The sequence below is a fragment of the Corynebacterium felinum genome, from assembly GCF_030408755.1.
In the GTDB taxonomy this organism is placed as follows: domain Bacteria; phylum Actinomycetota; class Actinomycetes; order Mycobacteriales; family Mycobacteriaceae; genus Corynebacterium; species Corynebacterium felinum.
In genome coordinates, this window is the sequence record NZ_CP047209.1 from 210,764 (window position 1) to 236,910 (window position 26,147).

Below are 26,147 nucleotides of genomic sequence, written 5' to 3' on the forward strand. Positions count from 1 at the left end.
CGCCGTAGCGTGGGTCAGAAATGATCCCGCTGCGGCGGTTTTGTACTTTTTGGAAATCAGCCCCGTTTTTCTCCTTTAGGAGCATTAGGTGACACTTATTTTCGCTGCTCTTGTGGGTTAATCCTCCACAGATGCTTCTTGGGGCAGGGTCAAACTTACGTATAGCTTGCTTTATAAAGAAAATTTATATGCCCGGATTGTTTGCGAAGGTTTGCTTTTCAATGTAGGCTATGAATTATCAGAAATTGATAGCTAACCCTTGGTTAATCCGTGTTAATTACATCTACCCAGTAAAAACCGAGATACCCATCACATAGTGAAGGAGGTTCATGTCCATGAACACCAACGACATCGTCACCAACGGCATGCGCCCAGAGTTGAAGGGTCAAACCCACCAGCATGGTGGACGCCCAGTTGCTTCCGAGAACATTTCCATCACCGCTGGCCCACAGGGTGCAAACGTTCTCAACGACATTCACCTGATCGAAAAGCTTGCTCACTTCAACCGCGAGCGTGTTCCAGAGCGTAACCCACACGCAAAGGGCCACGGCGCATTCGGTGAGCTCCACATCACCAACGATGTTTCTGCTTACACCAAGGCAAAGCTGTTCCAGCCAGGTACCGTCACCCCAATGGCAGTCCGTTTCTCCACTGTTGCAGGTGAGCAGGGCTCCCCAGATACTTGGCGTGACGTTCACGGCTTCGCAGTGCGCTTCTACACCGAAGAGGGCAACTACGACATCGTCGGCAACAACACCCCAACCTTCTTCCTGCGCGACGGCATGAAGTTCCCAGACTTCATCCACTCCCAGAAGCGCATGGGCCAGACCGGCCTGCGCTGCGCGGATGCACAGTGGGATTTCTGGACCCGCACCCCTGAATCCTCCCACCAGGTAACCTACCTGATGGGTGACCGCGGTACCCCTAAGACTTCCCGCCACCAAGACGGCTTCGGTTCCCACACCTTCCAGTGGATCAACGAAGAGGGCACTCCAGTGTGGATCAAGTACCACTTCAAGACCCGCCAGGGCTGGGACTGCTTCACCGACGCTGAAGCTCAGGAAATGGCCGGTAAGAATGCCGACTACCAGCGTGAGGATCTGTTCAACGCCATCGAGCGCGGCGACTACCCAATCTGGGACGTCAAGGTTCAGATCATGCCATTCGATGAGGCTGAAACCTACCGCTACAACCCATTCGACCTGACCAAGACCTGGTCCCAGAAGGACTACCCACTGGTTGATGTCGGATACTTCATTCTGAACAAGAACCCACAGAACTTCTTCGCTCAGATCGAGCAGATGGCACTGGACCCAGCAAACCTCGTGCCAGGTGTGGGCCTGTCCCCAGACCGTATGCTGATGGCTCGTGCATTCGCTTACGCTGATGCTCACCGTTACCGCATCGGTGCAAACTACCGCCAGCTGCCAGTGAACCAGCCAGTGTACCCAGTGAACACCTACGCTCACCAGGGCAACATGGAATACCAGTTCAACCCAGCAAGCGCACCGGTTTACACCCCGAACCGCTTCGAGAAGGGTGCAGGCTACCTCGACGACGGCGTGTCCTCCTCTTCCGGCGTAACTTACGGTCAGGCTCAGGAGCTGTACGTTAACCCTGATCCACACGGCACCGACCTTGTTCGTGCAGCCTACGTCCAGCACTCCGAAGACGGTGACTTCGTCCAGGCAGGTATCCTGTACCGCGAGGTCATGGATGATGCTGAGAAGGAGCGCTTGGCTGACAACATCACCAACTGCATGGTTGGTGTATCCGACGAGGTTGAGCAGCGCTGCTACTGGTACTGGGAGCAGGTAGACGCAAACTTGGGCAAGCGAGTTCGCGAACTGTTCGCAACCAAGAAGTAATAACTTTTTAAAAAGCCACCAACATGTACGTGTTGGTGGCTTTTTTAATAGGGGTAGCGCGGGGGGTGGCGTCTGGGTGAAAAATCCGGAACGAATTCGTTGTTTTTGAAGTCTTAATCTATGTACGGATTTTTCTTCACAACACAACAGAAAGGTTCCACGGTGACACTCATGGAAACCAAGCTCTACGCCGCCCAACATATCGACGCCGACCCTGCTTTCGCTAGGCTGTGTCAACGAAACATCGAAGACATCCAAGACTTCGTTCAGCGCCCTTTAAACGAACACACCATCAAGATCGCAGCGCACAGCTTCGATCTCACCCCGGAACGTGCCAGTGCCTGCCTCAGCGCCCTTCATCGTACAAAGGAACACGCCACTAGACTCTTTGAATTCCTAGTAGAGACCGGAATCTTCGGCCTCAATCGGCTCGCAGGATTCTTAGAGCCCCTTGAATCCATCAGCACGCAGCAGCTCCACGATCATCAAGACACGCTTATCCAAGCGGCATACGCAACCAAAGAAGGCCAACGCCTGCCCCAACGAGGAGGGTTGCGCCGTAAGATGCGCGAAGCACTGCGCAAACTTGAACTTGTGCCAGCTGACACTCCAGCGCAGCCAGTGAAAAACACTCGTGTTCTCGCAGACATTGACCGCAACCGAAACTTACGAATCCAAGCGGTGATCACTGGAAAACACGCTGAAGCTCTCATGGCCAAACTTGAAGTGATCATGCAACACTACTCGTGCACACTCAGCGAGGCAGTGGAAAAACTGCTCTCCATCGTGGACGTGCTACCAGAGCAAGCACTGCCGGTTTCATCCCCACCAATGAACCGGCGTGCGCGACGACAACGAAATCGACGACGCGGCCGCAGATAGAGAAAGACTATCCAGTTTCCGACTGCGAGGCCGCGTTGGACTGGGTAGATGCTGCAATAATATCGGCGCGGGCGCGCGCAACACGGGAACGAATCGTACCGATACGCACGTCAGCAATCTTTGCTGCTTCCTCGTAAGAATAGCCCAGTACCTGAGTCAAAATCAGTGCTTCGCGACGTTCCGCCGGCAGGGCGTCGATAAGCATGCGCACATCCACCCACTCGGACCAGCTGGACTCGTGGGGCGCATCAACAGCCTCAACTTCTGCAGCAGATTTACGCGGACGCGCCATATCGTGACGGATATTATCCACCCACACGCGACGGGCTAAAGACAACAGCCATGTTCGGGCGGACGAACGCGCCGCGAAACGTGGAAGAGCGCTAATGACACGCAAGTACGTTTCTTGCGTCAAGTCATCAGCAATATCAGCGCCACCCAAGTGTGCAAGAAGGCGCCACACATCAGTCTGTGTGGCGCGAATAAACTCCGTTAGCGCAGCACGGTCACCGCGGCCTGCAGCTAAAGCAAGCTGAGTAACCTGTTCGTCGCGTAAGGAAGTCGTCATGGTTGAACATCTTAACACCTCAGCGAGTGCGCTCAACGCACCGCACCAGTAAAACTACCTAGCTTTGCGGTGTGGACTGCTCCTCAGACGCAACGTTATACAAGCTGCGGCCCAGCAAGAATGCGCCGATAGCGAGAACAACTAGCAAACCAGCAATAGCACCAATACCGCGCAGCAAATCGGTTGCCGAGAAACCGTGGACAGAAAAATCAATCACCAATTTGGCGATAATAATCAACGGCAAGCCCACACCAGTAGCTGGGCCAAGCAGATTTGCGCACGTGAGTGGATCATGGCGCAGACGCCACACCAATACAGTGGTGAGCAGCATCAGAAAGCCCGCAAGAACAATCAACGTTCCGGCAATAAGTTCAGCAATCATTAACGACGCCCCCTCGACACGATCCTAGCCATCGACATAGTTGGCAAAACACCACCAGCAATGGCCGCAAGCAACACGATTTCGTAAGCAATTTGAGTGTCATTGAACATAGACCACACCAAATACAGCCCGATCATTGAGTAGAAAATGAGATCGGCAACAACCACACGTGTGAACTCATTACGCGCACGTGCAACAACAATAACCGAACCAACCAGCGACAAAGCCAACAGTGCAGCGCCGACAACAGCGAAGTAGAAAAACATCACACTACACCTTCTTCAACGGAACAACAGCAGGATATTCCACCACTGCTGACTCCAAGTCATGCGCCACATGAGCCACCGATGGAACCATTTTTTGCTCCATCTGCGCCAAATCTTTCAAAACCTCACGCGGATTCGAGCCGTACACAGCATGAACCACCAAATGCCGAGGCCCAGTTTGCTGTTCCGGATCCTCATCAATCAAGGTCATACTCATAGTTCCCGGCGTGATCGTAATCGATGAAGCAAAAGCAGTAATCTGCCAATCCTTCGTCACCCTCAGCGGATAATGCACGATACACGGATCCACTTTCTTGCTCCCAGTGAGCGTATCAATCACAACCAACCACGTAGCTTTAAGCAACTGCCATAAAAGCCAAGGGACATACACGAACGCATTCATTTTTACTGTCCACCACCTTGAACAACACCCACAGCAGGGCCCTTATCCGTGACCAAAACTGCTGAAGCATAGCCGTCAGAATCCATCAATTGCTGCGCACCATTCTGCGCGGCTGTAAGCAAAGAACCCGCGCCAATGAACATGGCGAAAGACAACATAATCATGAACGCGGCAGGTGCCAACCGAAGGAATGGCACACGAAGGTTGGCCGGGACACGTTCCTTGTTCATAACACCGCCCCAAAATACCTTGCGCCAAATACGTAACATGGCCAAGAACGCTGCGAAGGAAGCAACCACGATCACACCAATGACGATCCACGCGGCAACACTATCAGCACGCGCAATAGTGATGACCAAAAACACTTTCGCCCACAGGCCGGAAAATGGGGGGAAGCCCACAATAGAGAAAGCGCCAGCCGCAAATACCGCAGCCACCCAAGGATCACGCTTAGCGATACCCGACAATTTGCGCAGGTTATCTTTACCGTACGTTTCCTCAATAGCACCAGCACATAAGATCAAAGAACCAACAGTGATCATGTGATGCAGCATGTACACAATGCCTGCCGCCAAAGCAGCACGCTCGTTACCAGAAACAAACGCAAGTGCTACCACAATAAACGGCATACCGTTGACCATTTGATAAGCCAGCACACGACGAATCGAGTTTTCAGCCAAACCAGCAAATGAACCCATGATCATACCAAGCACGCTGACAACCATAATCAACGTGAACCAGCGAGCATCCAAATCAAAAATGATCACATAGATGCGGAACAAAATATACACCGCAACCTTGGTGTGTAGGCCGGAAAACAGAGCCATTACACTCGCGGAAGTCGCAGGATACGAACGAGGCAACCAAGTATGCACAGGGAAAATGCCAGCCTTCACCACCATCGCAACAACCACAATGCCCATAGCCACAGTTGCAGGCCCATTACCAGCAGCAGCGCCCTTAAGCGCCGCCATGTTCACGGAACCAGTCACGCCATACACAATGCCTACGCCAGCCAATAGCACAGTCGACGTAGCCAAATTAACCAGCACAAAAGTACGCCCGGCAGATAGTCGCGCCCACGTACCGGTCATTGCCAACAAACCATAGGAAGGCAGCAGCATAACCTCAATGAACACGAAGAAGTTAAACAAATCCGCAGTCAGCAGAGCGCCCATCACACCTGCAAGCAGCATAATCGATAGCGAGGAGTAGAAACGCGCACGAGTCTCACCCACCACAATCGCAAACCAGTTAGCGGCAAAAGCCACCACAGAGGTGGTCACCACCATTAAAGCGGCAAACTGATCACCCGCAAAAGGGATAGCAACCCCACCGACATACAAACCCACAGAATGAGCAACAGTTCCATGGACACCGGTGTAAGCAAAAAGCCACCCACCACCAATAGCCGTAGCCACAGGTGTAAGCAACGCTAATCCATCACGAACAAACCTCCACGGCGCGATAGCTGCACAAGCCACCGCCAACAGCGGAAAACCTACAAAAAGAGGAAGAACAAAGCTGAGATTCATTTAGTGGTGGCCTCCCTCATCCACCTGAGGGCGTCGAGCAGCCCGCTTGGCAACATGAGCCTCACTAGCCGCCAATTCGGCGAAAGAGGTCGATCGGCCAAGAGTCTGCAGAGGAGAATCTTCATCAGCAACAACTTCCGCTTCCGTATCATCAGAACGGCCCAAGCCCGAAAGCGTCAACATATAAGTAGTAGTTGCCATAGCAATCACGATGGCAGTCAGAACAAACGCCTGGGGGAGCGGATCAGCAGCCAAAGAAAAATCAGTCAAAGAAGGGAAAGGTTCCCCACGCCACGACGTGACACCAGCACTCAAAATCAAGAGGTTAACTGCGTGACTAATCAAGGTCATCCCCAAAACGATACGCAGCATACCGCGCTGCACAACGAGATAAACCCCGCCAGCGGCCAAAATAGCAATAGTTGCTGAAAGGATCATTGCTTCGCCTCTCCTTCTACGGGAACCGAACCCGAAATAGTAGCTGCATGCGCCGCATCATCTGCCTTTAACGCATCAGATTCACGAATAGCTGCAGCACGAATTTCCTTTGCCGCAGGGGAATCAAGACGGTGCAACTCATCAAAAGAATCAGGCACCTTCTTCGGCTGCCACAACGGCGAATCTTCCCTTGTGAAATTCAAATCTTGATATTCCATACCAGGGCGCAAATAGCCACCCAATGCGTTAATAGCCATCGACAGCATGCCCAAAACAGCTAAGTAGACACCCACATCGAAAATTATCGCAGTGGTCAGATGCTGCCCAGCAAAATACCCATGAATGGCATACAGGAACGATCCCTTAAGCAACCCAAGGAAACCGGCACCCACTGCAGTGATAACACCAATGCCAGTGAGATAAATCGGAGTAGACACAGGGAAAATACGACGATCACGCGGGAAGCTTAAGTAACTGAGCATCATCGCACAACCAGCCACCAGCGCCGCAATAAAGCCACCACCAGGCTCATTATGGCCGCGCCAGAAGATCAACGCACTCAACACAAGAAGAATTGGAATCAAAACCTTGAGCAAACTCTTCAGCGGAATCGCGTTCACTGTCGACTGTCCGAACGGCGCAGGATGCGTACCAGGATGGAAGGGATAGCGAGGCATAGACGTAACAACCGCGGCAATCACAATCGCCGCCATACCCAGCACACTCAACTCGCCCAACGTATCGAACGCACGGAACTCCACCAAAATGGTGTTCACGACGTTATCGCCCCCCGTAATGTCAGGGGCTTGCTGAAGATACCACTGACCAATCTCACTACGTGGGTGCCGACCCAACATCATGAAGGAGACAAGGAACGTAATCACACCGACGCACACACCAAGAATGGCACCAGCAATCCGGCGCTTTTGCTTCGTCGGATGGAAAGTATCAGGCTGCTGACGAACCACCATCATCATGATGACAACCACCAGCGCCTCCACTAGGAACTGCGTCAACGCAACATCCGGAGCACCAAGAACCAACATTTGCAAAGTCACGCCGACACCTACAGCGCCAATAAACAACACCGCAGTCATGCGTGTGGAGGTGCGCAACAAGAACACAACACCCAACGCAATGATGATCAAAGGCACGAGATCAACAACAAAATCGGCACCTGGGTTACGCGGTTGAATCGGCACACCATCAATGCTGAAAAGGTCGCCCGACTTCCACGCACTAACAATCACACTCACACCCAAGAGGAGCAAAAGGCCAAACAGATAAGCCAAATGACGCGCTGGGGCAAGAGAATCAGCCATCTTTGCAAGTTTCTTACCAACATGGCTAAAGCTCTGGTTAAAGCGCATGAGCAAATGATTGCCGGTGTACGGTGCAAAAGCACGCCCGTCAACGAAACTCCACAGGAGCTTCCGGTAGTAAATACCCACACATCCGGCAATGGTGACACCAAGAGAAATCAGCAGTGGAACATTCACCCCATGCCACAAGGCAAGGTGGGTATGAGGATCAGAAGAAATAGCGGCAACCGCTGCCGAGATGGGGGCGTCGAAAAGCGAAACAACAGCAACCAACGGCAACGAAAGCAACCCCGGCAACGCCGCAGGAAGCCATAGCTTAACAGGAGCCTCCCGCACCTCGGACATGTCGCGATCGCCATCAACAAAACCATCAAAAACGATACGGGCAGAATACGTGAACGTGAAGAACGCACCCACCGAAGCAGCAGCGAGCAAAACCCACACCGCCACAGAAGAAAGCGGTGCTTGCTCAAACGCACCTAACATTCCCTCTTTGGAAATAAAACCCAACGTCGGCGGCAGAGCAGCCATGGAGCCAGCCGCAATGACAACCGAGCCGAACGTAAACGGAAGCTTGCGCCAACACGAACCAAGACGCGCAGAATCACGCGTACCAGTTTGATGATCGACGACACCGATCAACATGAACAGTGAGGACTTAAACAATGCGTGCGCCAAAGTATGCACCAAAGCTGCAGCTAGGGCGAAAGGAGTGCCCACGCCAATCGTGGCCACAATCCAACCAAGATGCGACACCGTGGAGTACGCCGTTAACTTCTTCAAATCAGTTTTTTGAATCGCAAACAACGAAGCCATCACCGCAGTGGACATGCCCACCACGATCAACACAACATTCCAAACCCACACATCATGGAACACCTGGCTGAAACGCAGAAGCAGGTAAATACCCGCCTTCACCACAGCGGCAGCATGCAAGAACGCCGACACTGGGGTTGCCGCAGCCATTGCTTCAGGCAACCAAAAGTGAAACGGCAACTGGGCGGACTTTGTAAAAGCAGAAACTGCAATCAAAATCGCAATAACAGAGGTAAGAGCAGGAGACTGCGACCAGAAATCAGAGGCCAAGATCCCATCAATACTGGTCGTGCCAGCTTGAGTGGATGCAATCGCCAAAGCAACGAGCAACGTCAAACCACCGATAAACGTCAATACCAGTGTGCGTTGTGAACCCTGCTCGCCACCCTTACCGCCAGAGCGAGCAATCAACATGAACGACGCTAACGACACCAATTCCCAGGCCACAAACAACACAACCGCATCGTTTGCAAACACAAGAAGAAGAATCGAGGCCATAAAGGCCGTCATAATCGTGTAGAAGCTCGTGTTACCTTTCAGCTTCGGAAGATAAGAAGCAGAATAAATGAACACAACCGAACCCACCACCAAGGCAAGTAAGGCGAAGAAAACACTCAACGCATCGGCACGCATGGCCACGTGCGCATCAATGCCTTCCCCAAGAACATCGGGAACCCACGTGTAAGTAAAAGTAAGCGGCTGGCCAGATAAAATTCCAGGAAGCTGCTGCATCAGTAAGACGGCCGCGACGATAAACAGCCCAGCCAAAGGCCAGCCTGCGTTACGGTCGAAGATCCTCACCAAAACAGGTGCTGCGGCCACGCCGAGCGCCGCAAGGGCAGGGACAATGATCAAAGACACTATTATTCTCGACCTCCTCACACCCGTGGTAAAAGGGCAATGAGAAGACAGCGCCGTTGACAATCACGCACACTATGAACATCAAGAGGAACCCTGAAAACCACTTGTACCTTAGTGCAAAAGTAAAAGCGCGTAGCGTCAATGTGTCTAGATGCTGCTCACACACGTAAAACGCACGTAATGTTTACCTTGATTCCTTGAAATATGCGATTGTTTATGCCCCCGGCGCCTACTTTCGTTTGCTTGAAGGAACGGTATACCAACGACGTAAACGTTACCTTAAAATGACGGTGCGCCTACACCGATGGTGTGAAAGTCACGGTTAGTTTTGAATACTATGAGCCAGCACGCACTGCCCTTAGGTCCGACAAAACTGAAAAGACTCATCGCATTAGCCCTCATGAGCGTCCCCTTGATCGCTGGTGCAGCCTACACAAGCACGGCCAAACTTGACCCAGCTGCCACTTGGAGCGTTGGGGAAGAACGCGAAGGAGCGCCTGCAGCGATCGACGATTCCGTGCTCGTTGACGCACGCCGCGCAACCGGTGAAGCAAGCTCCCAAGCAGGTTTTTTGAAAAACGGCACCCAAGAGCTTGTCGACGCCACTAGCGGTATCGCAGGTCGCACAGGGGAGGTGACCGGCCCGATTGCGCAAGCACGCGACGGATCGGCACGTTTAAGCAACGGTATGGTGGAGCTCCAAGCCGCAACTGGGCAATTGGGTGATGGTGCCACCAAGGTCGCCGATGGTGTTGAAACTGCAGTGAATCAGGTCATCGGACTTGAAGCAGTGCGCGGACAAATCCTCGCCGCGCTTGATCGCCACATTGAGGATCTGAAAAACACCAAGAACTCGGATCTTGTGCGACTGCGCGACCAAATGCGGGGATTTCGCGAACAAGTGCTCACCTTCCAACTTGATGAAGCTACGCGTCGACAATTAGAGGATCTTCGTGGCGGTTCACGAGAGATTGCCAACCAACTGGCGGTGCCCGGCTATGGCTACCATGACGGAATTTATACTGCGACAAAAGGTTCAAAAGAACTCGCCGATGGGCTTGCCAAACTCGACGAAGGCGTGGGTCAAGCCTTAGGCAAAGTTGGTGAACTTGAGGATGGCGCGAAAAAGATCGACGACATGGCTGGCCTGACCAAAGAGCGGATTAGCGCTATTCAGCGAGCCATGCCCATTGTGTCTGCAGGAACGAGTGAGGCCCAAGAGCGCGGCGTGCAACAAACCCTAGCCCCAATGTATGCCTTCCTCATCGCAGCACTCGTTTTGCTCGGCGCTGGTTTGCGCGGTCGAAATACTCGCGTTCTTTCGATTATCACCGCAGCAGTTCTTGCCGCACTAGCGGCAGGCCTTGCCGCACTATTGGGTACAGGTATGGAAACGCAGCAGGTCATGGGGGTTGCGGCTACAAGTTTCCTTCTTGCACTAGCGTCGATACTTACAGGTTCAATCTTCATACGAGTGTTCGGCACTACAGGTGGGCAAATCCTTGCACTTGTTGGTGCGGGAACGCAGCTTGCTGTTGTGGGCTGGGCGTGGAATTTGGCGTCGACAAGCCAAATCAGTTCCACCTGGCTGACTGTAAGTTCACTGATGCCGGTGCACTATCCCACGGCAGCGATTGCGGCGTTAGGAAATTCCGGATCAAACAACTCGATAGGACTAGGGATCGGTGTGCTGGCGGCACTGTGCATCATGGGTTTTGCAGGGCTGAAAATGCTGAACCCCAAGCATCTCGAAGCCTAATAGCAACGTCTGTGGCAGGTTTTCTTTTCTACCTTGCAAAGGGAAATTGTATGCCCCTGCTCCAATGAGAAGGAGCAGGGGCACAGCAAGTGTTGCGGTTAGCTGGCTTTAGCTTTGACCCAGCGGTAGAGAACAACAGTTGCGCCGGTGAAGACGACAATGCCAAGAATGTTGGCTAGAGCTCCGAAGTCAAAGAAGGCAAGTGCGTCTTCTGTTCCTACAGCACCGATAATCGCGGCGTTGAGGACACCGAACAAAGACTCGCCCACGATAAGACCCGTGGCAAGCAACGTGCCCATACGCTTGGCGAATTCAGGGCTGGATTGCTTATCGGACCACTTGTTGTACGCCAGGCCAATGAACGCGCCAATCGGCACGATCAGCGTCAGCGCGATCGGCAGATACATGCCCATGCCAACGGCTAGCGGTGGAAGATAGAAGCGACCATGGGTTGCTTTCTTCAAGATTTCATCAACAATAATGACACCAACACCAATGGCAGCACCAAGGCCGATGAGGTTCCAATCAAGAGAATTACCAAAAATGCCGTTCGCGACAGAAGACAGCAGGGATGCTTGTGGCGCAGCCAAAGCATTCGGGCCAGCACCTTCCATGCCCTGGAATCCAAAGCCTGTCAGCATGAGCTGAAGCACAGGTGGGATGATGATCGATCCAAACAACACACCAATGATCAGCGCTACCTGCTGCTTCCAAGGAGTAGCGCCTACGAGTTGACCAGTCTTGAGATCTTGCAAATTATCGTTCGAGATCGTGGCAATACCGAACACCACTGCGGAAGTAAACAGGGTATACGCGACCAAAGCAGGGGCATTGGTCTCGTGTTCATTACCAGTAACAACCTTGATCAGCAGGGCGGAAGCCAACACCACAATAATGCCCACGCCAGAGATCGGGGAATTGGAGGCACCGATCAAACCAGCCATATAGCCACAGACGCTGGCCACGATCAATCCGATCAGGAGAACGAACACGATGCTGAGGATGATTAGCGTGGTGGTGTGGTGCGCAATTTCAGATGCATGAACAAACAGGTAGAGCAAAGCGCCCACAGGAAGCATCGATGCAATGATGGTTCCAATAACGATAGTGAAGGGGATATCGCGTTCAGTCAGTGGTACTTCCGCACCATTGTGACACAGCTTCGAAGCCTGCAGTGATTCCTTAATGCCCTTGACAATAGGGGCAATGATCTTCAGTAGCGTCCAAACGGCAGCAACTGCCATAGCGCCAGCGCCAATGAAGCGAACTTCGCCGGAGAACGTAGTGCCAACGATGGACCCCAAATCATCATTCGTGGACATTGCACTAACAGCATCGGAGGAGAAAATTGGTAGCAAAGCACCATAAGAAATGATCAGTCCGACGATCATCGCAATACCCACGCCGACGCCCACGAGATGCCCCACGCCGATCAATGCGAGCGAAAGGGAAGCACCTGCCATGGATGCGCCACCAAAGAGCTTGAAGGGGTAGGTAACGCCACCGGCGACAGCTTTCATGGCGGCTAAGAGAGTGAAGCCAGCAGAGGCCAAACCACCTGCCAAGATGACCTTCAGGCCTTTTTGGTTTTCTTCCAAGGAGGCTTCATCGGCGTTATCGTCGCCTACCTTGAGTACCTCAGCGGCAGCGACACCTTCGGGGTAGGGCAGATCAGAACCGGTGACCAGTGCGCGGCGAAGAGGGATTGAGTACATCACGCCAAGAATGCCGCCAATGGCACAGACTGCTGCGGTGGTCCAGTAGGGGAACCCAGACCAGAAGCCGATCATGATCAGGCCGGGAAGGACGAAGATGATGGCGGAGAGAGTTCCGGCAGCGGAAGCGATGGTTTGTACGATGTTGTTTTCCACCACGGAGTGATTGTTGAATCGGCGCAGAATCGCCATGGAAATCACGGCTGCGGGAATCGAGGTGGCAAAGGTCAAACCAACTTTAAGGCCAAGGTAAACATTTGCGGCGGTGAATACTAAGGTGATGAGACCACCGAGGATAATGCCGCGAATCGTGAGTTCGCGAATAGGCGAAGCCTTAGCTGTAGTAGGGGGCGCAGACACTTGAAAACACGTGTCCTTTCTCCAGTGCTATTGGTGAGAAACTGTAAGCACTAGTGTTACCCATTCTGGAAAAATCCATGTACATCAGTGTGAAAGGAGGTATCGCACAACAGTGAAATCCAGAACAGAGGGAAGGTCAAAAAACTGTAAATATGTAGTGGAAGAAATACTAAGACTGATAAGGGGACGTTGTCTATTCTGCGTACTCCGGTCAAAATATGCCCGAATGAGAGCTGGAGTAACCCCTCAGGTACAAAGAAATGGCCAGCTTAGAGCCTACATAACGTTTTGCGAATATTTGTGATCGAGGCTACACATAAGGGGGTAGTTTCTGGCGAACATGTGACTAAAGCGACTGTAAATCCTGCAATATATGCGAAAATATACCCGCTCGTGTGGCAAGCACACTCTAAGAACGATCAGCCAACGTTGGGCGAATCGGGCGCGCTAGTTGCGTCATCATGTTGCGACCACGCAATTCCACCGATTTCATCAAAGTCCACCGAGCACGTTCGGCTTCGTTGGCTTTAGCCAAAGTGGAGGCGTTGGTAATGACGCGACCTGGGGTGTCTTTGGCAATTTCGGTCAACCGTGCAGCGGTATTCACGGCATCACCAATCACTGTGTATTCGAAGCGATCGTGCCCACCAATATGGCCGGCGACAACGTGTCCGGCGGCAACGCCGATGCCTGCCTGCAGTCGCATGTCTTTGAGTTCGTGGCGCAGCTCGCGGGCAGCAGCGAGGGCGTGACCTGTGGCATCAGAAAGAGTGATAGGTGCGCCAAAAACAGCCAACGCTGCGTCGCCTTGGAATTTATTGATAATGCCCTTGTTGCGGTGCACCACATCAACGACATGCTCAAAGAAGCGGTTGAGTTCCTCCACCACTTCTTCCGGATCATGGGTGACGGCGAAGGTCGTTGACCCGATAACGTCAACAAAGAGAACAGCTACTTCGCGGTCTTCGCCGCCGAGTTCAGGGCGTTCTTCCAATGCGCGCCGGGCAACTTCGGCTCCGACATAGCGGCCGAAGATGTCGCGAACGCGCTGGCGTTCTTTGAGCCCGCGCATCATTTCGTTGAATCCGGCTTGAAGGACACCAATTTCGGAACCGTCGTAAATGTCCACTTCGACGTCCGTTTCGCCGCGGCGCACTCGGTTGATTGCGCGCTGCAGCTCCAAAATGGGGTCGACGACACTCATCACGACCAGTGTTGTGCCAAGGAAGCCTGTGATCAGCGCTGTGGTGCAAATGGCGAAGATCGCCGGCATGAGGTCGTCGAGTGTCCCTGCGAAGTATCCCTGGGTGCGGCCGCGCAGCATGAGGAGGATGCCCACGATGGGAACGGCGGAGGTGAGTGTCCAAGTCAGGCGTAGGCGCTGCGTGATGGGCGGTTCGAGTGTGGAGTCTTCAAAACGGCGGGCGAGCGCTGAAGCGGCTACTGGGCGGACGAGTCGTTCGGCTTCCAAGTAGGTTAAAAGCACAACAACGAGCCCGGCTAGCAGCGTCGATAGTGCAATGACGATGGCGAGGCTGCTTGAGGTTTGCGATGCAGTGATAGTCAGCAGCACAATTCCCAAGCACCACACTCCTGCAGAGAGCACTGTTTGGTAGAAGGGGATGCGCATGACGAGGTTGCGAACCATGTTCGGGTCGTGGCGCTCTGGGTGTCGCTGCCAGTCGAGCACCGGCCGAAAGAGCACGAATGTCGCGCCCACGCCGATGATGACCGCGATGACAAGGTAGGTTGTGCCCAGCGTCGATAAGCGGGAGTCTGCTGCGAATTTCTCAAAATCCTTCAGCGGAAGAAGATGTTTGACAAACAGCATGATTCCAACTGCGGCAAGCACGTTGGAGCCGAGAACCGTTGCTGCGTACAACGGCCACGACGATTTCGCCAGCCACTTCATCGCGAGCCACAATCTTTGCATGCTCACTACTTTAACCACGTTGGTGGCCGAAATGTAAGAAGAACTAATAATGTTGGGTGGGTGAATGCTGACATCTTCGCCCACATGGGCATTAGTGCACGAGTTGCCGAGGAGCTACGTACTGCCGCCCACGCCGCCCGCATGGGGCACACAGGTAGCGCCATGACGCATGCGTGGCTTTTTACCGGTCCCCCAGGTTCGGGCCGAAGCGTGGCTGCAGTGGCGTTTGCTGCCGCACTGGAGTGCACGGGGGAGATTGTTGGCTGCGGAGTGTGCGAGCATTGTCAGAAGGTGCAAAAAAATGCCCACACTGATGTGGTGCATGTGATTCCGCGTGAGCTGTCGATTTCGGTTGAGAGTATGCGTGACGACGTCGTCGGCCCCGCCGCCCGCATGCCCACTGTGGGGCGTTGGCGCATTGTTATTTTGGACGATGCTGATCGTCTCACCGAATCGGCGGCGAATGCACTTTTGAAAACGGTGGAAGAACCCCCAGCACACACCGTGATTATGCTCTGTGCTCCTTCGACGGACCCGCAAGATATCATTCCCACGCTGCTGTCGCGCTCCCGCCATGTGTATGTGCCACAACCCAGTATTGAGGAAGTTGCTGAAATCTTAATGCGGGGTGGGATTGATCAGGATGTGGCGAGGCTCGCTGCTGCCGCGTCGGGGCACCACATTGGGCGGGCGCGCCATCTTGCAACGGACAAAGCAACCCAGGAGCGGCGCAGTGCGATTTTGAACCTCGCTGAGTTGATTTTTCACGGTGACCAAGCGTTTCAGGCAGTTAGTGACCTCATTAAGAATGCGAAAACTTATGCCATTGAGGGACTTGCTGCTGAAAACGAACGCGAAATCGAAAAACTCCGCATGTCTTTAGGCATGGGTGCGCGGGGTAAAGGTGCGCAAAAAGCTCTCGAAGGTTCCGCAAGCCAGATTAAAGAGCTAGAAAAGCTGCAAAAGAAGCGCGAAACTCGCGCCATTCGCGACGTGCTGGATATGCAGCTGGTGGATCTGATGGGCTTGTATCGCGATGCTCTTATGCTTTCTACTGGGGTGAATCTGCACCCAATTCACCCCGATATGCAAGGTCTTGCCCACGATTTAGTCAAGGTGGGCCCCGAGGGCCTCCTAGCGTGCATTGATGCCGTCCAATTATGTCGCGCCGCATTCCCGCAGAATGTGCGGCCGGAAGCGGCGATGGATGCCATGGTGGGGAGGATCAGAATTGCGTGTAAGGTGCGCTGATTGCCCCTGCATGTGTGCCTCGATTTGCCTGTAGGGATAGTTGGTGCTGTAGAATCACCGCGTGGAGTTAGTACAACATCCATGACGCCGCCTTAGCTCAGTCGGTAGAGCGCTTCACTCGTAATGAAAAGGTCAGGGGTTCGATTCCCCTAGGCGGCTCCAACAAATCACCTGCTAAAACCCACTTTTAGCAGGTGATTTTCTTCATTCCTAACATTTCCGAGTTGTTGCTAGTTGGTGCAGGTGATTGCTTCTCACAGTGAACGGGGACGGAACAAAAACGGAAAACAGTACATGGCTGTGTCCGGTATAGCAGGGGCTTTTGAGGGGCGGGGTTAGGCGAAAAGTTTGGCCCGGATGAGAGCAGAAATTGTGCACACGCCACCGATTACTACGACCCACAGGCTCGCGTTGAGTAGGTGAGCCACTGTTGTGGCTAGGGCAAAAATGGTTGCGTCCTTTACAGCAGAGGTATTCATGATATTCCTGAGAAAAATGAGAAAACAGAGCATAGGAGAGGGGGACGCATGAACGTAGCGGGGGTATAGCATGTAAGCGTGCTCCCATTCTTTATACTTATACCACCGAAAGATTTGGATTTGTTGCAGGCGAGAAGCAAGAAAGTAAGGGGAGGCTGCTTCGGGGGTAGGAGGAGGGTTTCGCGACACCAACCTTGCTCATTAATTTCTTAACTTATTCTTTGTTTTGGCGTAGCATGTCCGCCATGGCTGAAGATTGCAAACAGAAACGCGCATGGATTTGGGTAGCGCTCGCCGTATTCACAGTGGCGTGGGGCGGAAATCACTACACCCCAATTCTGATCGTGTATCGTGCTGAGCATTTTTTCAGTGCTTTTTCATTGACATGATGCTCGTGGCATATGCGGTTGGCGTGGCTATTGGTTTGCTGCTTGCCGGCCCTGCTTCTGACCGTTATGGTCGAAAGACTGTCTTGTTGCCCACGCCTTTCTTTGCCGCCTGTGCATCGCTGCTTATTGCCTTTGGGCAGCACTCGTCAACATTGATGACAACAGGGCGCCTGTGTTCTGGGTTGGCAGTGGGTATTGCAATGACTGCCGGTGGGGCATGGATTAAGGAGCTTTCTACCGCTCCCTATGATCCTTTTGCGGTGGCAACATCGGGGGCTAAACGCGCCGCGATGGCATTGACGGTAGGTTTTGCTCTAGGCCCTGCCGCTGCTGGTTTCACTGCGCAGTTTTTGCCGTTTGAGGGACAGTTGCCGTATCTTCTCCACATTGTGTTGTCGCTGCTGATCACTCCTTTTATGCTTGCGCTGCCAGAAACGCGTGTGTCTAGTCACCGGCATGAAAAGGGTGGCGTGAAAAAAGACCTGTCCATTCCTTCGATGAAGAACCCACGCTTTTATGGCGTTGTCGTGCCTATGGCGCCGTGGGTGTTCGGTGCAGGTTTTACCGCCTATGCGATCATCCCACCCCATGTGGCGCACCTGACTTCATATCCGGTGGCTTTTACAGCGCTCATTGCGCTTGTGACGTTGGGTTCGGGTTTTGGTATTCAGCAATTCGGCCCGACAATTGCAGCAGCGTCACGACGTCGAGGCCCTATCGCAGCGATGAGTTCAGCGGTCGTGGGCATGGGGTTGGCAATGACGGTTGTCATATACCCTTCAATAATTCTGACTGTGCTGTGCTGCGTTGCACTTGGCTTTGCCTATGGTTTGTGTGCCTATGTTGGGTTGGCGGAGTCGCAGAAAATAGCACGCCCCGCCGATATGGCGGGGCTGGTAGGTCTTTTTTACTGCCTCACCTACGTTGGCATGCTGTTCCCAGCACTGCTGACCAAACTCAGCAGCGTATTCTCCTACCCAGTGATGCTAGGTTTCGGCGCCTGCGTTGCGTTAGCCACACTAGGGCTTGTCAGCGTCACCGCTAAGCGCTACTAGGACACCGCCGGAACCAGTTTGGCGGGGATTACCTTGCCCGTGGCGTTGCGTGGCAAACAATCAACGAAATAAACATCGCGGGGAACGGAATGTTCAGCAAGTTTCGCGGCAACCCAGTCCCGCACAGAATCTTCAGTCAAAGCTGCCCCTTCAGCGTCGTCACTGCGGACTACCCACACAGCAACACGCTTGAACCAGTGCTCATCACTGACGCCGGCAGCATATAAGTCGGCGACACCTGGCATGGACTCGAGGACTTCCTCAACAGAGCGTGGGTACACATTCTCACCACCGACGATGATCATGTCATCGGCGCGACCAAGCACAAACAATAACCCATTCTCATCGAGGTAACCACGGTCGCCGATCTGGACCATGTGCTCGAAAGTGCTCAGCGGGATCTTCGGATCTGTATAGCCGTTTAAGGTCACACTATTCCAACAGAAAATCCGGCCAGGGGTCCCCACTGGGCAGGGCTTGTCATCCTCGTCCAAAATCACCATATCGGTACCGGTGCACACAGTGCCGGCAGTGGTGGGGTGCGCGTTGATCTCCTCAATCGAAGCGATGGCGGCAGCAGAAATCTCCGTGGAACCGTACAAGTTGCACAGAATCTTTCCAAAACGCTCGTGAACCTCTTCCACCAACCATGGTGAGAGCGCATTACCGGAGGAAAAAATGAACTTCAGCGAGGAGCAATCAATTTTTTCCCCGCCTTCCACAACCGTAAGCTGCTTGAGGAAAATCGGCGACGATATCATCGCATCGCACCGGTACGTCTCAATATCTTCAAGCACATGTGAAGGATTAAAGATACGGCGAGTCACAATCGTGCCACGCATACCAAGGGCAATGTTGAAGCAGGCCCAGCCCCACGCATGGAACATCGATGCGGTCATCTGCACCGTCATATTCGCCCGCCACGGAACTTTATTCAAGATCGACGCCAACACAGTAGGCAACACCGGTTCATGACGCACCACGCCCTTAGGTACCCCAGTGGTGCCAGAGCTCATCACCACAATGTTTCCGTGCTTCGGGAACAATGCGAGAGGCTCGGGGGTGTGGGTTGCAATAATCTCGTCAAGGCTGGTGTAGCCACCAATTGTGTGCTCCTTGTTGTCGCGATGCGCAATAATCACAGGGATATCGAGATCGTCTGGAAGACGAGGAACAAACTCCTCATCAATAACCAACATGTTGATTCCATCGCGCTTAATACAACCAACAAGTTGCTCAGTCGACGAACCAATGTTGAGCAAATACACGTGCCCGCCCGCGAAACCTTTGGCGGCAATAGGCACAATAATTCCGCGACCGTTACGTGCCATCACACCAAGGTGAATCTCCTCGGCGCCAATGCGTGATTTCAGCTGGTTCAAATAACTCGCGACAGTCCGCGAGTTATTGCGAAGCTGCCGGTAGGTCAATTGTCCATCATCGTCGATAAGCGCAATGCGCTCAGGGCACGCAAAATATCCTTGTTCTACTTCGCGCGCGGTAGAAAAACGGTAACGCGCCTGAACTGGCAACAACATCAGCCCAGCTTTAGCCCCACCCTCATTCGACAGCAACCCTGAGCGAAACAGGGATGGCACAAGTTCTTTTACTTGTTGGGCGGTGGAAAAAATGCTGCTTCGAAGGTTCTTACTCATACTTTTCTCTTTGTGGGATGGTGAAGTTCACCAAGGTTAACGAAGACGGTCACACTCTTTATCGGCATCCGCAGGAGAAGGGTTACGCAGGATATGCACAATCAAAAAGACAGCGCAGATAACCGCCAACCCTAAAAGGGTGAGCACATCAGACAGGGGGCCTACATACCGAACAACCCATTCTTGAATGTGTGCCTGCGTGTCAATGCTTAAAAGCCCTGGAATGCCCGAAGTGCCGTGGGAGAAAAGAAAAACTCCACCGACAATAATAAGCAACGCGCCAGAAATCATTGACGTGCTGTTCAACCTCAGTGGGCCTAGCTGAAGCGCAACGCCACGCAGGAACTTTCGCTGACTAATATTCCACTTATCCCACACCGCTGCCAAAACAAACAACGGAACAGTCATGCCTAGGGCGTACATTCCCAAAATAAAAGCACCATAGCTTGAGCTACCACCAACAATCGCAGTGGTTAAAACAGCACCCAGCAAAGGGCCAGCGCAAAAACCGGAAAAGCCATAGAGTGCGCCTAAGAAGAACGTCGAAAGATAGGACTGTCCCTTCATGCGAGCGGTCGGGCCGAGAGAGAAACCGCCACCGAAAAATGTGATGAAACCCATCACAATAATCACACCACCGCCAACGGTGATTAACGTATCGCGGTGCGCATTGAAGTACCCGCCGATGCTTCCGGCACCCATGCCGATGGGAACCAGGATTGCGGCAAGACCCAGGAAAAATACCCCAGTGCGGGCAATAAGCTTGGTTGTGGAGTCAAAGGCGTAGGCGAAAAATGCTGGCAACAACAGTGCTGAGCAGGGGCTTAAAAGCGCTAAAACTCCACCAAGAAATGCGCCGAGGATCCCAATATCCACCACTATTTCTTATTAGCCTTGACCAGCTCGTTGTTGATCGCCTGCTCAAACACAGCATAAGGCTGAGCACCAGATACAAACTGCTCGCCTACCAAGAAACCAGGGGTGCCGGTAACCCCGAGGGAGGCGGCGTAATTACGAGCGTTGTTGATAACCTCATCAAAAGTGGAATCGGTTGCTTGGGTGCGGAATTTCTCTAGATCAGGAACGCCTGCTTCCTTCGCAATATCAACTAAGGTGTCAATATCGTTGTGTGGGTGGCCACTGATCGTCTTCGAGCGGGCATACAGTGCGTGTTTGAATTCATGGAATTTGCCCTGAGCTGCCGCTGCACGGCCAGCCTTTGCAGCACCAACAGCGTATTCGCCGTTGACAGGAAGATCGTTCCATTCGATGCGTACAAGGCCAGTTTCCACAAAGTTCTTGATAATCAAAGGATCAGTCTCATTCGCGTGGCGAGCACAGAATGGGCATTCGAAATCGGAAAATTCGCTAATGACCACAGGGGCATCCAGAGCACCAATAGCGAAAGGATCCTGGGCATTGCGACGGTGCACATTCAGGATCTGATCCTGCGACTTCACCTCACCACCCGGGCCAAAAATAAACGCATCTAGCGTGGAAGGATCAGTGACTGGATCAATGGAACCTTTGCCTGCAGGGGCTGGTTCACCCTCAATGGTGGTGGGAGCAGCCTGTGCTCCCTTTGGGGTATCTGCGGGTTGCGCGGGAGCGGCAGTGGAAACGCTGCGGATTCCGTTCGTGTGGCCAAGTGCGTAGCCGCCTAGGCCTGCAATGGCAATGAGAACAGCAAACAAAGCCCAAATAGCAGGGGAAATGCGGGTGAATTGGTTGTTAGACATAAGTGAGTTGTCGGTTTCCTTGAGCAAAAAGATTTTTAGGACTGGAATTCTTTGTAGGATTCTTCAGGGCGCACAGCATTTTGCAGTGCAATAGCGCGTGCTAAACGGGCATAACGCAGTTCTTGTTCACGGAATCGAATCCACGTGGACATGGTGGTAAATCCAAAAGCCATAATCAGCACGTAAAGCATCAGGTCGGTGCCGCGGTCAACGCCCAGCCAATTGGCTATTACCGTAACATCATCGGGGCGTAGTACAGCCCAAATTGCGCTGATGACAAGGAGTAAAAAGCCAATTTTCACTCCTGCTTTTGCCCGCGCTTTCCGGCGGTTGTTGAGGAAGTAGAAGACCAAAAATGCGGTCAGGATGAGCAATAGTAGCTGAACTACAGTGTTAACCATGATTAGATCCTTCTCGCAAGTAGGCCGTCGGCTAGGATATTGACTCCGTTAATTAAGGATTGGCCCTTACTCATGGAGTATTCGGTGTAGAGGATATCGACTGGGGCTTCGGCAACCTTCCATCCCTTCTCCGCGATGAGTCCGACGATTTCTGAGGCATGGGACATCCCGTTCATCCGCAGATTCATCTCGTGGGCTACCGTTTGGTTGAATACGCGCAGACCATTGTGGGCGTCGGAAAGCCCCAGCTTACGGGTGGTGGGGCTGAGCATGACCACGGTTTTGAGCACGATGCGTTTGATCAAAGGCACTTGGTCGTCGTCTTTTTTCGGCCCCGCAAAGCGGGTGCCCACGACAATGTCGAAGTCGCCGGCTTTGAGCTTTTCGAGCATAGCAACCACATCTTTGACCTGGTGCTGCCCGTCGGCGTCGAAGGTGACGAAGTAGCGTGCCCCAGCTTGAGCGCGCGCGTATTCGACGCCGGTTTGAATTGCAGCCCCTTGGCCGAGATTGACAGGGTGATTGACAAGGTGGGCGCCTGCTTGGTGGATCGCGATGTCGGAATTGTCCGAAGACCCATCATTAACTGCAACGATGTTGGGGAAAGTTTTCTTGGCGTTCTCAATAACGCTGCGGATTACTTGGCCCTCGTTGTAACAAGGAATAATCAACCAGGTGTCGGTGAAGTCGGCGGGGGAGTGCATAATGCTCCTTATGCTACCGGTTGCATGCAAAACCCGTAAACCCTTGGCGCAGGCGCTGTAACTTGTGGGGCACAAAGGTGCTGCTGGGGCTCAAGTGGAGCTTTGGTCTGGTCATGCTAGTGCCACGAGGGGGGGTAGGGGAACGGAAGATGTGGGGCTAGTCTTTGTCGCCAGCTGCTACTTTTTCGAGCAAAACCCCGTATCCCGATTTCATGTAGGGCTGTGCCAGCTGTGAAAGCTGTGCTGCAGAAATGAGTCCGTGTTCAAAGGCAGCGACTTCTGGTGAGCCGATGACTTGGCCGGTGCGTTTTTGAAGCACTTCCACGTAGGCGGCGGCTTCGCTCATGGAATCAAAAGTGCCGGTGTCGAGCCACACGTTGCCGGGGCTGAGTTTGCGTACCTGGAGTTTTCCGCGTCGCAGGTATTCTTCGTTGATTGCGGTGATTTCTAGTTCGCCACGCTGGGAGGGGGAGATGTTTTGGGCGATGTCGAGCACGGTGTTGTCGTAGAAATACAGGCCAACGACTGCGTAAGACGAGAGCGGGTGGGTTGGTTTTTCTTCGATGGATAATGCGTGGCCTGAAGCGTCGAATTCGACCACACCGTAGCGTTGCGGATCGCTGACTTCGTAGGCGAACACGAGTCCGCCGTCGACGTCGTCGAGTTCATCGAATGTGATGCCGTGGAAGATATTGTCCCCCAGTACTAAGGCTACGGAGTCGTCGCCGACGAAATCTGCGCCGATGATAAAGGCGTGTGCTAAGCCAAGGGGTTGGTCTTGGACCGCGTAGCTGAGGGAGATTCCGAGGTGTGCACCATCACCGAGCAGACGTGTGAAGTTTTGGGAGTCTTCAGGAGTGGTGATGATGAGGATTTCTGTGATCCCTGCCTGGATTAAGGTGGACAGGGGGTAGAAGATCATGGGTTTGTCGTAGATGGGCATGAGTTGTTTGGAAATGCCTTGCGTGACTGGGTAGAGCCGGGTTCCGGATCCGCCCGCGAGGATAATACCTTTCACAATTCGCCCCTTGTTAGTTTTTCTTTGAGCAGTTCACGCCAATCGCCTGGCATGATGCCAAGCGATTCAATCTTATTGAGTGCAAGCATACTCATGCGAGGCCGTGGTGCTTGAGCTGCGTAGTCTTCGGTTGTGCAGGCTGATACGTGGCTGGGATCGTATCCCAGTAGGGTCCATACTTCTTGGGCGATGTCGAACCAGCTTGATGCGGGGCCAGCGCTGCTGAAGTGGTAGGTGCCGTAATCGCCGCGTTCAAGCAGGAGCGGGATGGCGGTGGCGAGATCGTCGGCGAAGGTGAGGCGTCCAATTTGGTCGGAAACTACTGTGGGGTGCGCGCCGTTTTCGGCGAGGTGTTTCATGGTGGAGACAAAGTTTTTGCCCGCGCCAACCACCCAGCTGGTGCGGATAATGAAGTGTTTGCTTGCGCTGCGGGCGGCGAGTTCACCTGCTGCTTTGGAGTTTCCGTAGACGTTGATGGGGCAGGGGGTATCGGTTTCGATGTAGGGTGTGGGGCTGGTGCCGTCGAAGACGTAGTCGGTGGAGAAATGCACGAGTGTGATGTTGTGGTCACGGCAGATTTCGGCGAGGTTAGCGACCGCTTGTGCGTTGGTAGCCCAGGCCTCGTGAGCGTGGGTTTCGGCGTCGTCGACTTTCGTGTAGGCGGCGGCGTTGATGATGGTGTGGTAGTTGTTCCAGTCGCGTTGTGTGCTCAGTGGCGCAGTGATGTCGAGTTCGGCGCGTGTGAGGCTATCGGCTTCGGGGAATACTGCGCGTAGTGCCGTGCCTAGTTGCCCGTTGCCACCGAGGATGAGGATTTTTTGTGCGTTGAAGGGTTGTGCTTCGGCAAGCGAGGGGTGTGTGCGGTCGGCGGCGGAGATTTCGGTGGGGGTTAGTGGCCAGTCGATTTCGTTGAGGTTGCAGAAGGTGTAGTCGGCGGTGGCTGACCAGTGATCGTTCACGAGGTAGCAGTAGGTGCATTCTGTTTGTGCTTGGAATCCGTTGGCTACTCCGCGGGGGACGAATACGGCGGTGTCTGGGGTGATGGGTGCGCTGAATGTGCTGCGGTAGGTGGGGGAGTCGGCGCGCATGTCGATCCATGCGCCGAAGGCTTCACCGTGTGCGACGCTTATGAGTTTGTCCCAGGGTTCGGCGTGCATTCCGCGGGTGACGCCGGCTGAGGCGTTGAAGGAGATGTTGTTTTGTACGGGGGTGAAGTCTTTCAGCTGCCTTGATGCGCCTGCTAGGGCGGCAAATTTTTCTTTTTGCCAGTTTTCTTTGAAAAAGCCGCGGGAGTCGCCGTGTAGGTCGAGGTGGATGAGGAAAAGTCCTGCGATGGGGGTTGGTTGAAGGTGCATTACTGTCCTTGTGCTTCGTAGTGCTTTTCGACGTCGGCTTTGGCGTCTTTCCACCAGTCGACGTTGCTGCGGTACCAGTCGATGGTGGCTGATAGGCCTTCGCGCATGCGATCGGCGGTGTTGGTGAATTGGGGTGTCCAGCCGAGTTCGCGCCGGATTTTGGTTGAGTCCATGGCGTAGCGCATGTCGTGGCCTGGTCGGTCGGCGACGTGTTCGTAGTGGCCTTCTCCCATGAGTTCGCAGATCATTTCGATGACTTGTTTGTTGTTGATGTGGTCGTTGTCGGCGCCGATGATGTAGGTCTCGCCGATGGTTCCTTTGTCGAGGATGAGTAGGACTGCGTCGTTGTGGTCGTCGACGTGAATCCAGTCGCGGACTTGTTCACCGGTTCCGTAGAGTTTGGCGGGGCGGTGAGTGAGGATGTTGGTGATTTGCCGAGGGATGAATTTTTCGATGTGTTGGTAGGGGCCGTAGTTGTTGGAGCAGTTGGAGATGGTTGCGGCGATGTTGAAGCTGCGGATCCAGGCGCGCACGAGGTGGTCTGATCCGGCTTTGGTGGCGGAGTAGGGGGAGGAGGGATTGTAGGGGGTGGTTTCGGTGAAGCGGTTGGGGTCGTCGAGTGCGAGGTCGCCGAAGACTTCGTCGGTGGAGATGTGGTGGAAGCGGTTGCCGTGGGCGCGTACGGATTCTAAGAGGGTGTAGGTGCCTACGAGGTTGGAGTGGATGAAGGGGGAGGGGTCGTGAAGGGAGTTGTCGTTGTGCGATTCGGCGGCGAAGTGGACGACTATTTCGTGCTCTTTGAGCAGCGAGTCAACGAGTACACGATCGGTGATGTCGCCGTGGACGAAGTTAATGTTAAGGCCCGAGAGGTTGTTGAGGTTGCCTGCGTAGGTGAGCTTGTCGAGTACGGTTATGTCGTAGTCAGTGCGGGTGGCTAAGGTGCGGCGAACGAAATTGGCGCCAATAAATCCTGCGCCACCGGTGACAAGCATC

The 26,147-nt window shown here is 53.6% G+C and carries 23 protein-coding genes and 1 tRNA gene; 6 read left to right on the top strand and 18 right to left on the bottom strand.

The features are described from left to right. The first annotated feature begins 335 nt into the window (after window positions 1-335). Together CFELI_RS00930 and CFELI_RS00935 are read left to right on the top strand one after the other, a co-directional pair. Window positions 336-1,868 (top strand): catalase, encoded by a 1,533-nt coding sequence (locus CFELI_RS00930; protein WP_374724709.1) that lies wholly within the window; start codon window positions 336-338, stop codon window positions 1,866-1,868. Window positions 1,869-2,039: 171 nt separating this feature from the next. Next, a complete protein-coding gene (locus CFELI_RS00935) occupies window positions 2,040-2,750 on the top strand; it encodes a hypothetical protein (RefSeq protein WP_277104817.1) in 711 nt (236 codons plus the stop codon). 7 nt (window positions 2,751-2,757) lie between these two features. Here the strand turns inward: CFELI_RS00935 and CFELI_RS00940 are convergent, their stop codons facing one another. The 7 genes from CFELI_RS00940 to CFELI_RS00970 are packed head-to-tail and all read right to left on the bottom strand — an operon-like array spanning window position 2,758 to window position 9,341. Next, a complete protein-coding gene (locus CFELI_RS00940; protein WP_277104818.1) occupies window positions 2,758-3,318 on the bottom strand; it encodes an RNA polymerase sigma factor in 561 nt (186 codons plus the stop codon). 58 nt (window positions 3,319-3,376) lie between these two features. Further along, complete coding sequence (locus CFELI_RS00945; protein ID WP_277104819.1) at window positions 3,377-3,700, bottom strand: Na+/H+ antiporter subunit G; 324 nt, start codon at window positions 3,698-3,700, stop codon at window positions 3,377-3,379. Next, window positions 3,700-3,966 carry a cation:proton antiporter gene (locus tag CFELI_RS00950; RefSeq protein WP_277104849.1) on the bottom strand — a complete coding sequence of 89 codons (267 nt, stop codon included), beginning with the start codon at window positions 3,964-3,966 and terminating at the stop codon, window positions 3,700-3,702. The genes CFELI_RS00945 and CFELI_RS00950 overlap by 1 nt, the downstream gene beginning before the upstream one ends. Before the next feature lie 4 nt (window positions 3,967-3,970). Further along, complete coding sequence (locus CFELI_RS00955) at window positions 3,971-4,369, bottom strand: monovalent cation/H+ antiporter subunit E (protein WP_277104820.1); 399 nt, start codon at window positions 4,367-4,369, stop codon at window positions 3,971-3,973. A 2-nt stretch (window positions 4,370-4,371) separates the two neighbouring features. Beyond that, window positions 4,372-5,904, bottom strand: a complete 1,533-nt coding sequence (locus CFELI_RS00960) for a monovalent cation/H+ antiporter subunit D family protein (protein ID WP_277104821.1) — start codon at window positions 5,902-5,904, stop codon at window positions 4,372-4,374. Further along, on the bottom strand, window positions 5,905-6,342 hold the full coding sequence (locus CFELI_RS00965) for a cation:proton antiporter subunit C (protein WP_277104822.1): 438 nt from the start codon (window positions 6,340-6,342) through the stop codon (window positions 5,905-5,907). It lies immediately after the preceding gene. Then, window positions 6,339-9,341, bottom strand: a complete 3,003-nt coding sequence (locus CFELI_RS00970; RefSeq protein WP_277104823.1) for a DUF4040 family protein — start codon at window positions 9,339-9,341, stop codon at window positions 6,339-6,341. Before CFELI_RS00970 ends, CFELI_RS00965 begins: the two co-directional genes overlap by 4 nt. A gap of 337 nt (window positions 9,342-9,678) precedes the next feature. Here CFELI_RS00970 and CFELI_RS00975 point away from each other — a divergent pair, with 337 nt between their 5' ends. After that, window positions 9,679-11,100, top strand: a complete 1,422-nt coding sequence (locus CFELI_RS00975; RefSeq protein WP_277104824.1) for a hypothetical protein — start codon at window positions 9,679-9,681, stop codon at window positions 11,098-11,100. Window positions 11,101-11,198: 98 nt separating this feature from the next. On the opposite strand, the gene CFELI_RS00980 is transcribed toward CFELI_RS00975, so the two are convergent. Together CFELI_RS00980 and CFELI_RS00985 are read right to left on the bottom strand one after the other, a co-directional pair. Then, window positions 11,199-13,175, bottom strand: a complete 1,977-nt coding sequence (locus tag CFELI_RS00980) for an OPT family oligopeptide transporter (RefSeq protein ID WP_277104825.1) — start codon at window positions 13,173-13,175, stop codon at window positions 11,199-11,201. 409 nt (window positions 13,176-13,584) lie between these two features. Continuing rightward, window positions 13,585-15,108 carry an adenylate/guanylate cyclase domain-containing protein gene (locus tag CFELI_RS00985; RefSeq protein ID WP_277104826.1) on the bottom strand — a complete coding sequence of 508 codons (1,524 nt, stop codon included), beginning with the start codon at window positions 15,106-15,108 and terminating at the stop codon, window positions 13,585-13,587. Window positions 15,109-15,168: 60 nt separating this feature from the next. On the opposite strand from CFELI_RS00985, the gene CFELI_RS00990 reads away from it, so the two are divergent. Next, window positions 15,169-16,359: a DNA polymerase III subunit delta' gene (locus CFELI_RS00990; RefSeq protein WP_277104827.1), complete on the top strand. Its 1,191-nt coding sequence runs from the start codon at window positions 15,169-15,171 to the stop codon at window positions 16,357-16,359. 86 nt (window positions 16,360-16,445) lie between these two features. Beyond that, a tRNA-Thr gene (locus CFELI_RS00995) sits at window positions 16,446-16,521 on the top strand. A 173-nt stretch (window positions 16,522-16,694) separates the two neighbouring features. On the opposite strand, the gene CFELI_RS01000 is transcribed toward CFELI_RS00995, so the two are convergent. Continuing rightward, the gene (locus CFELI_RS01000; protein WP_277104828.1) at window positions 16,695-16,838 is read right to left on the bottom strand and encodes a hypothetical protein; all 144 of its coding nucleotides are present in this window, start codon (window positions 16,836-16,838) and stop codon (window positions 16,695-16,697) included. Between the two features lie 385 nt (window positions 16,839-17,223). On the opposite strand from CFELI_RS01000, the gene CFELI_RS01005 reads away from it, so the two are divergent. Continuing rightward, window positions 17,224-18,282 (top strand): MFS transporter, encoded by a 1,059-nt coding sequence (locus CFELI_RS01005; RefSeq protein ID WP_277104829.1) that lies wholly within the window; start codon window positions 17,224-17,226, stop codon window positions 18,280-18,282. Here the strand turns inward: CFELI_RS01005 and CFELI_RS01010 are convergent. The 8 genes from CFELI_RS01010 to rfbB form a co-directional block, all read right to left on the bottom strand. Continuing rightward, window positions 18,279-19,937 (bottom strand): AMP-binding protein, encoded by a 1,659-nt coding sequence (locus CFELI_RS01010; RefSeq protein WP_277104830.1) that lies wholly within the window; start codon window positions 19,935-19,937, stop codon window positions 18,279-18,281. The genes CFELI_RS01005 and CFELI_RS01010 overlap by 4 nt on opposite strands. 36 nt (window positions 19,938-19,973) lie before the next feature. After that, window positions 19,974-20,813: a cytochrome c biogenesis CcdA family protein gene (locus CFELI_RS01015; protein WP_277104831.1), complete on the bottom strand. Its 840-nt coding sequence runs from the start codon at window positions 20,811-20,813 to the stop codon at window positions 19,974-19,976. Window positions 20,814-20,815: 2 nt separating this feature from the next. Further along, complete coding sequence (locus tag CFELI_RS01020; RefSeq protein WP_277104832.1) at window positions 20,816-21,676, bottom strand: DsbA family protein; 861 nt, start codon at window positions 21,674-21,676, stop codon at window positions 20,816-20,818. 35 nt (window positions 21,677-21,711) lie between these two features. Further along, complete coding sequence (locus CFELI_RS01025; protein WP_277104833.1) at window positions 21,712-22,077, bottom strand: DUF2304 domain-containing protein; 366 nt, start codon at window positions 22,075-22,077, stop codon at window positions 21,712-21,714. Window positions 22,078-22,079: 2 nt separating this feature from the next. Further along, window positions 22,080-22,781 carry a polyprenyl-phospho-N-acetylgalactosaminyl synthase PpgS gene (gene ppgS / locus CFELI_RS01030; RefSeq protein WP_277104834.1) on the bottom strand — a complete coding sequence of 234 codons (702 nt, stop codon included), beginning with the start codon at window positions 22,779-22,781 and terminating at the stop codon, window positions 22,080-22,082. Between the two features lie 157 nt (window positions 22,782-22,938). Beyond that, window positions 22,939-23,799, bottom strand: coding sequence for a glucose-1-phosphate thymidylyltransferase RfbA (rfbA, locus tag CFELI_RS01035; RefSeq protein ID WP_277104835.1), 861 nt, complete (start codon window positions 23,797-23,799; stop codon window positions 22,939-22,941). Beyond that, window positions 23,796-25,154 carry a dTDP-4-dehydrorhamnose reductase gene (gene rfbD / locus CFELI_RS01040; RefSeq protein ID WP_277104836.1) on the bottom strand — a complete coding sequence of 453 codons (1,359 nt, stop codon included), beginning with the start codon at window positions 25,152-25,154 and terminating at the stop codon, window positions 23,796-23,798. Before rfbD ends, rfbA begins: the two co-directional genes overlap by 4 nt. After that, the gene (gene rfbB, locus CFELI_RS01045; protein ID WP_374724754.1) at window positions 25,154-26,146 is read right to left on the bottom strand and encodes a dTDP-glucose 4,6-dehydratase; all 993 of its coding nucleotides are present in this window, start codon (window positions 26,144-26,146) and stop codon (window positions 25,154-25,156) included. The genes rfbD and rfbB overlap by 1 nt, the downstream gene beginning before the upstream one ends. Window position 26,147: the final 1 nt, after the last annotated feature.

Excerpts from the sequence above, each read along its gene's own strand:
- CFELI_RS00930 (WP_374724709.1), top strand. The coding sequence starts at position 336 with ATGAACACCAACGACATCGTCACCAACGGCATGCGCCCAGAGTTGAAG.
- CFELI_RS00935 (WP_277104817.1), top strand. The coding sequence starts at position 2,040 with ATGGAAACCAAGCTCTACGCCGCCCAACATATCGACGCCGACCCTGCT.
- CFELI_RS00940 (WP_277104818.1), bottom strand. The coding sequence starts at position 3,318 with ATGACGACTTCCTTACGCGACGAACAGGTTACTCAGCTTGCTTTAGCT.
- CFELI_RS00945 (WP_277104819.1), bottom strand. The coding sequence starts at position 3,700 with ATGATTGCTGAACTTATTGCCGGAACGTTGATTGTTCTTGCGGGCTTT.
- CFELI_RS00950 (WP_277104849.1), bottom strand. The coding sequence starts at position 3,966 with ATGTTTTTCTACTTCGCTGTTGTCGGCGCTGCACTGTTGGCTTTGTCG.
- CFELI_RS00955 (WP_277104820.1), bottom strand. The coding sequence starts at position 4,369 with ATGAATGCGTTCGTGTATGTCCCTTGGCTTTTATGGCAGTTGCTTAAA.
- CFELI_RS00960 (WP_277104821.1), bottom strand. The coding sequence starts at position 5,904 with ATGAATCTCAGCTTTGTTCTTCCTCTTTTTGTAGGTTTTCCGCTGTTG.
- CFELI_RS00965 (WP_277104822.1), bottom strand. The coding sequence starts at position 6,342 with ATGATCCTTTCAGCAACTATTGCTATTTTGGCCGCTGGCGGGGTTTAT.
- CFELI_RS00975 (WP_277104824.1), top strand. The coding sequence starts at position 9,679 with ATGAGCCAGCACGCACTGCCCTTAGGTCCGACAAAACTGAAAAGACTC.
- CFELI_RS00985 (WP_277104826.1), bottom strand. The coding sequence starts at position 15,108 with ATGCAAAGATTGTGGCTCGCGATGAAGTGGCTGGCGAAATCGTCGTGG.
- CFELI_RS01000 (WP_277104828.1), bottom strand. The coding sequence starts at position 16,838 with ATGAATACCTCTGCTGTAAAGGACGCAACCATTTTTGCCCTAGCCACA.
- CFELI_RS01005 (WP_277104829.1), top strand. The coding sequence starts at position 17,224 with ATGATGCTCGTGGCATATGCGGTTGGCGTGGCTATTGGTTTGCTGCTT.
- CFELI_RS01010 (WP_277104830.1), bottom strand. The coding sequence starts at position 19,937 with ATGAGTAAGAACCTTCGAAGCAGCATTTTTTCCACCGCCCAACAAGTA.
- CFELI_RS01020 (WP_277104832.1), bottom strand. The coding sequence starts at position 21,676 with ATGTCTAACAACCAATTCACCCGCATTTCCCCTGCTATTTGGGCTTTG.
- CFELI_RS01025 (WP_277104833.1), bottom strand. The coding sequence starts at position 22,077 with ATGGTTAACACTGTAGTTCAGCTACTATTGCTCATCCTGACCGCATTT.
- ppgS (WP_277104834.1), bottom strand. The coding sequence starts at position 22,781 with ATGCACTCCCCCGCCGACTTCACCGACACCTGGTTGATTATTCCTTGT.
- rfbD (WP_277104836.1), bottom strand. The coding sequence starts at position 25,154 with ATGCACCTTCAACCAACCCCCATCGCAGGACTTTTCCTCATCCACCTC.
- rfbB (WP_374724754.1), bottom strand. The coding sequence starts at position 26,146 with ATGCTTGTCACCGGTGGCGCAGGATTTATTGGCGCCAATTTCGTTCGC.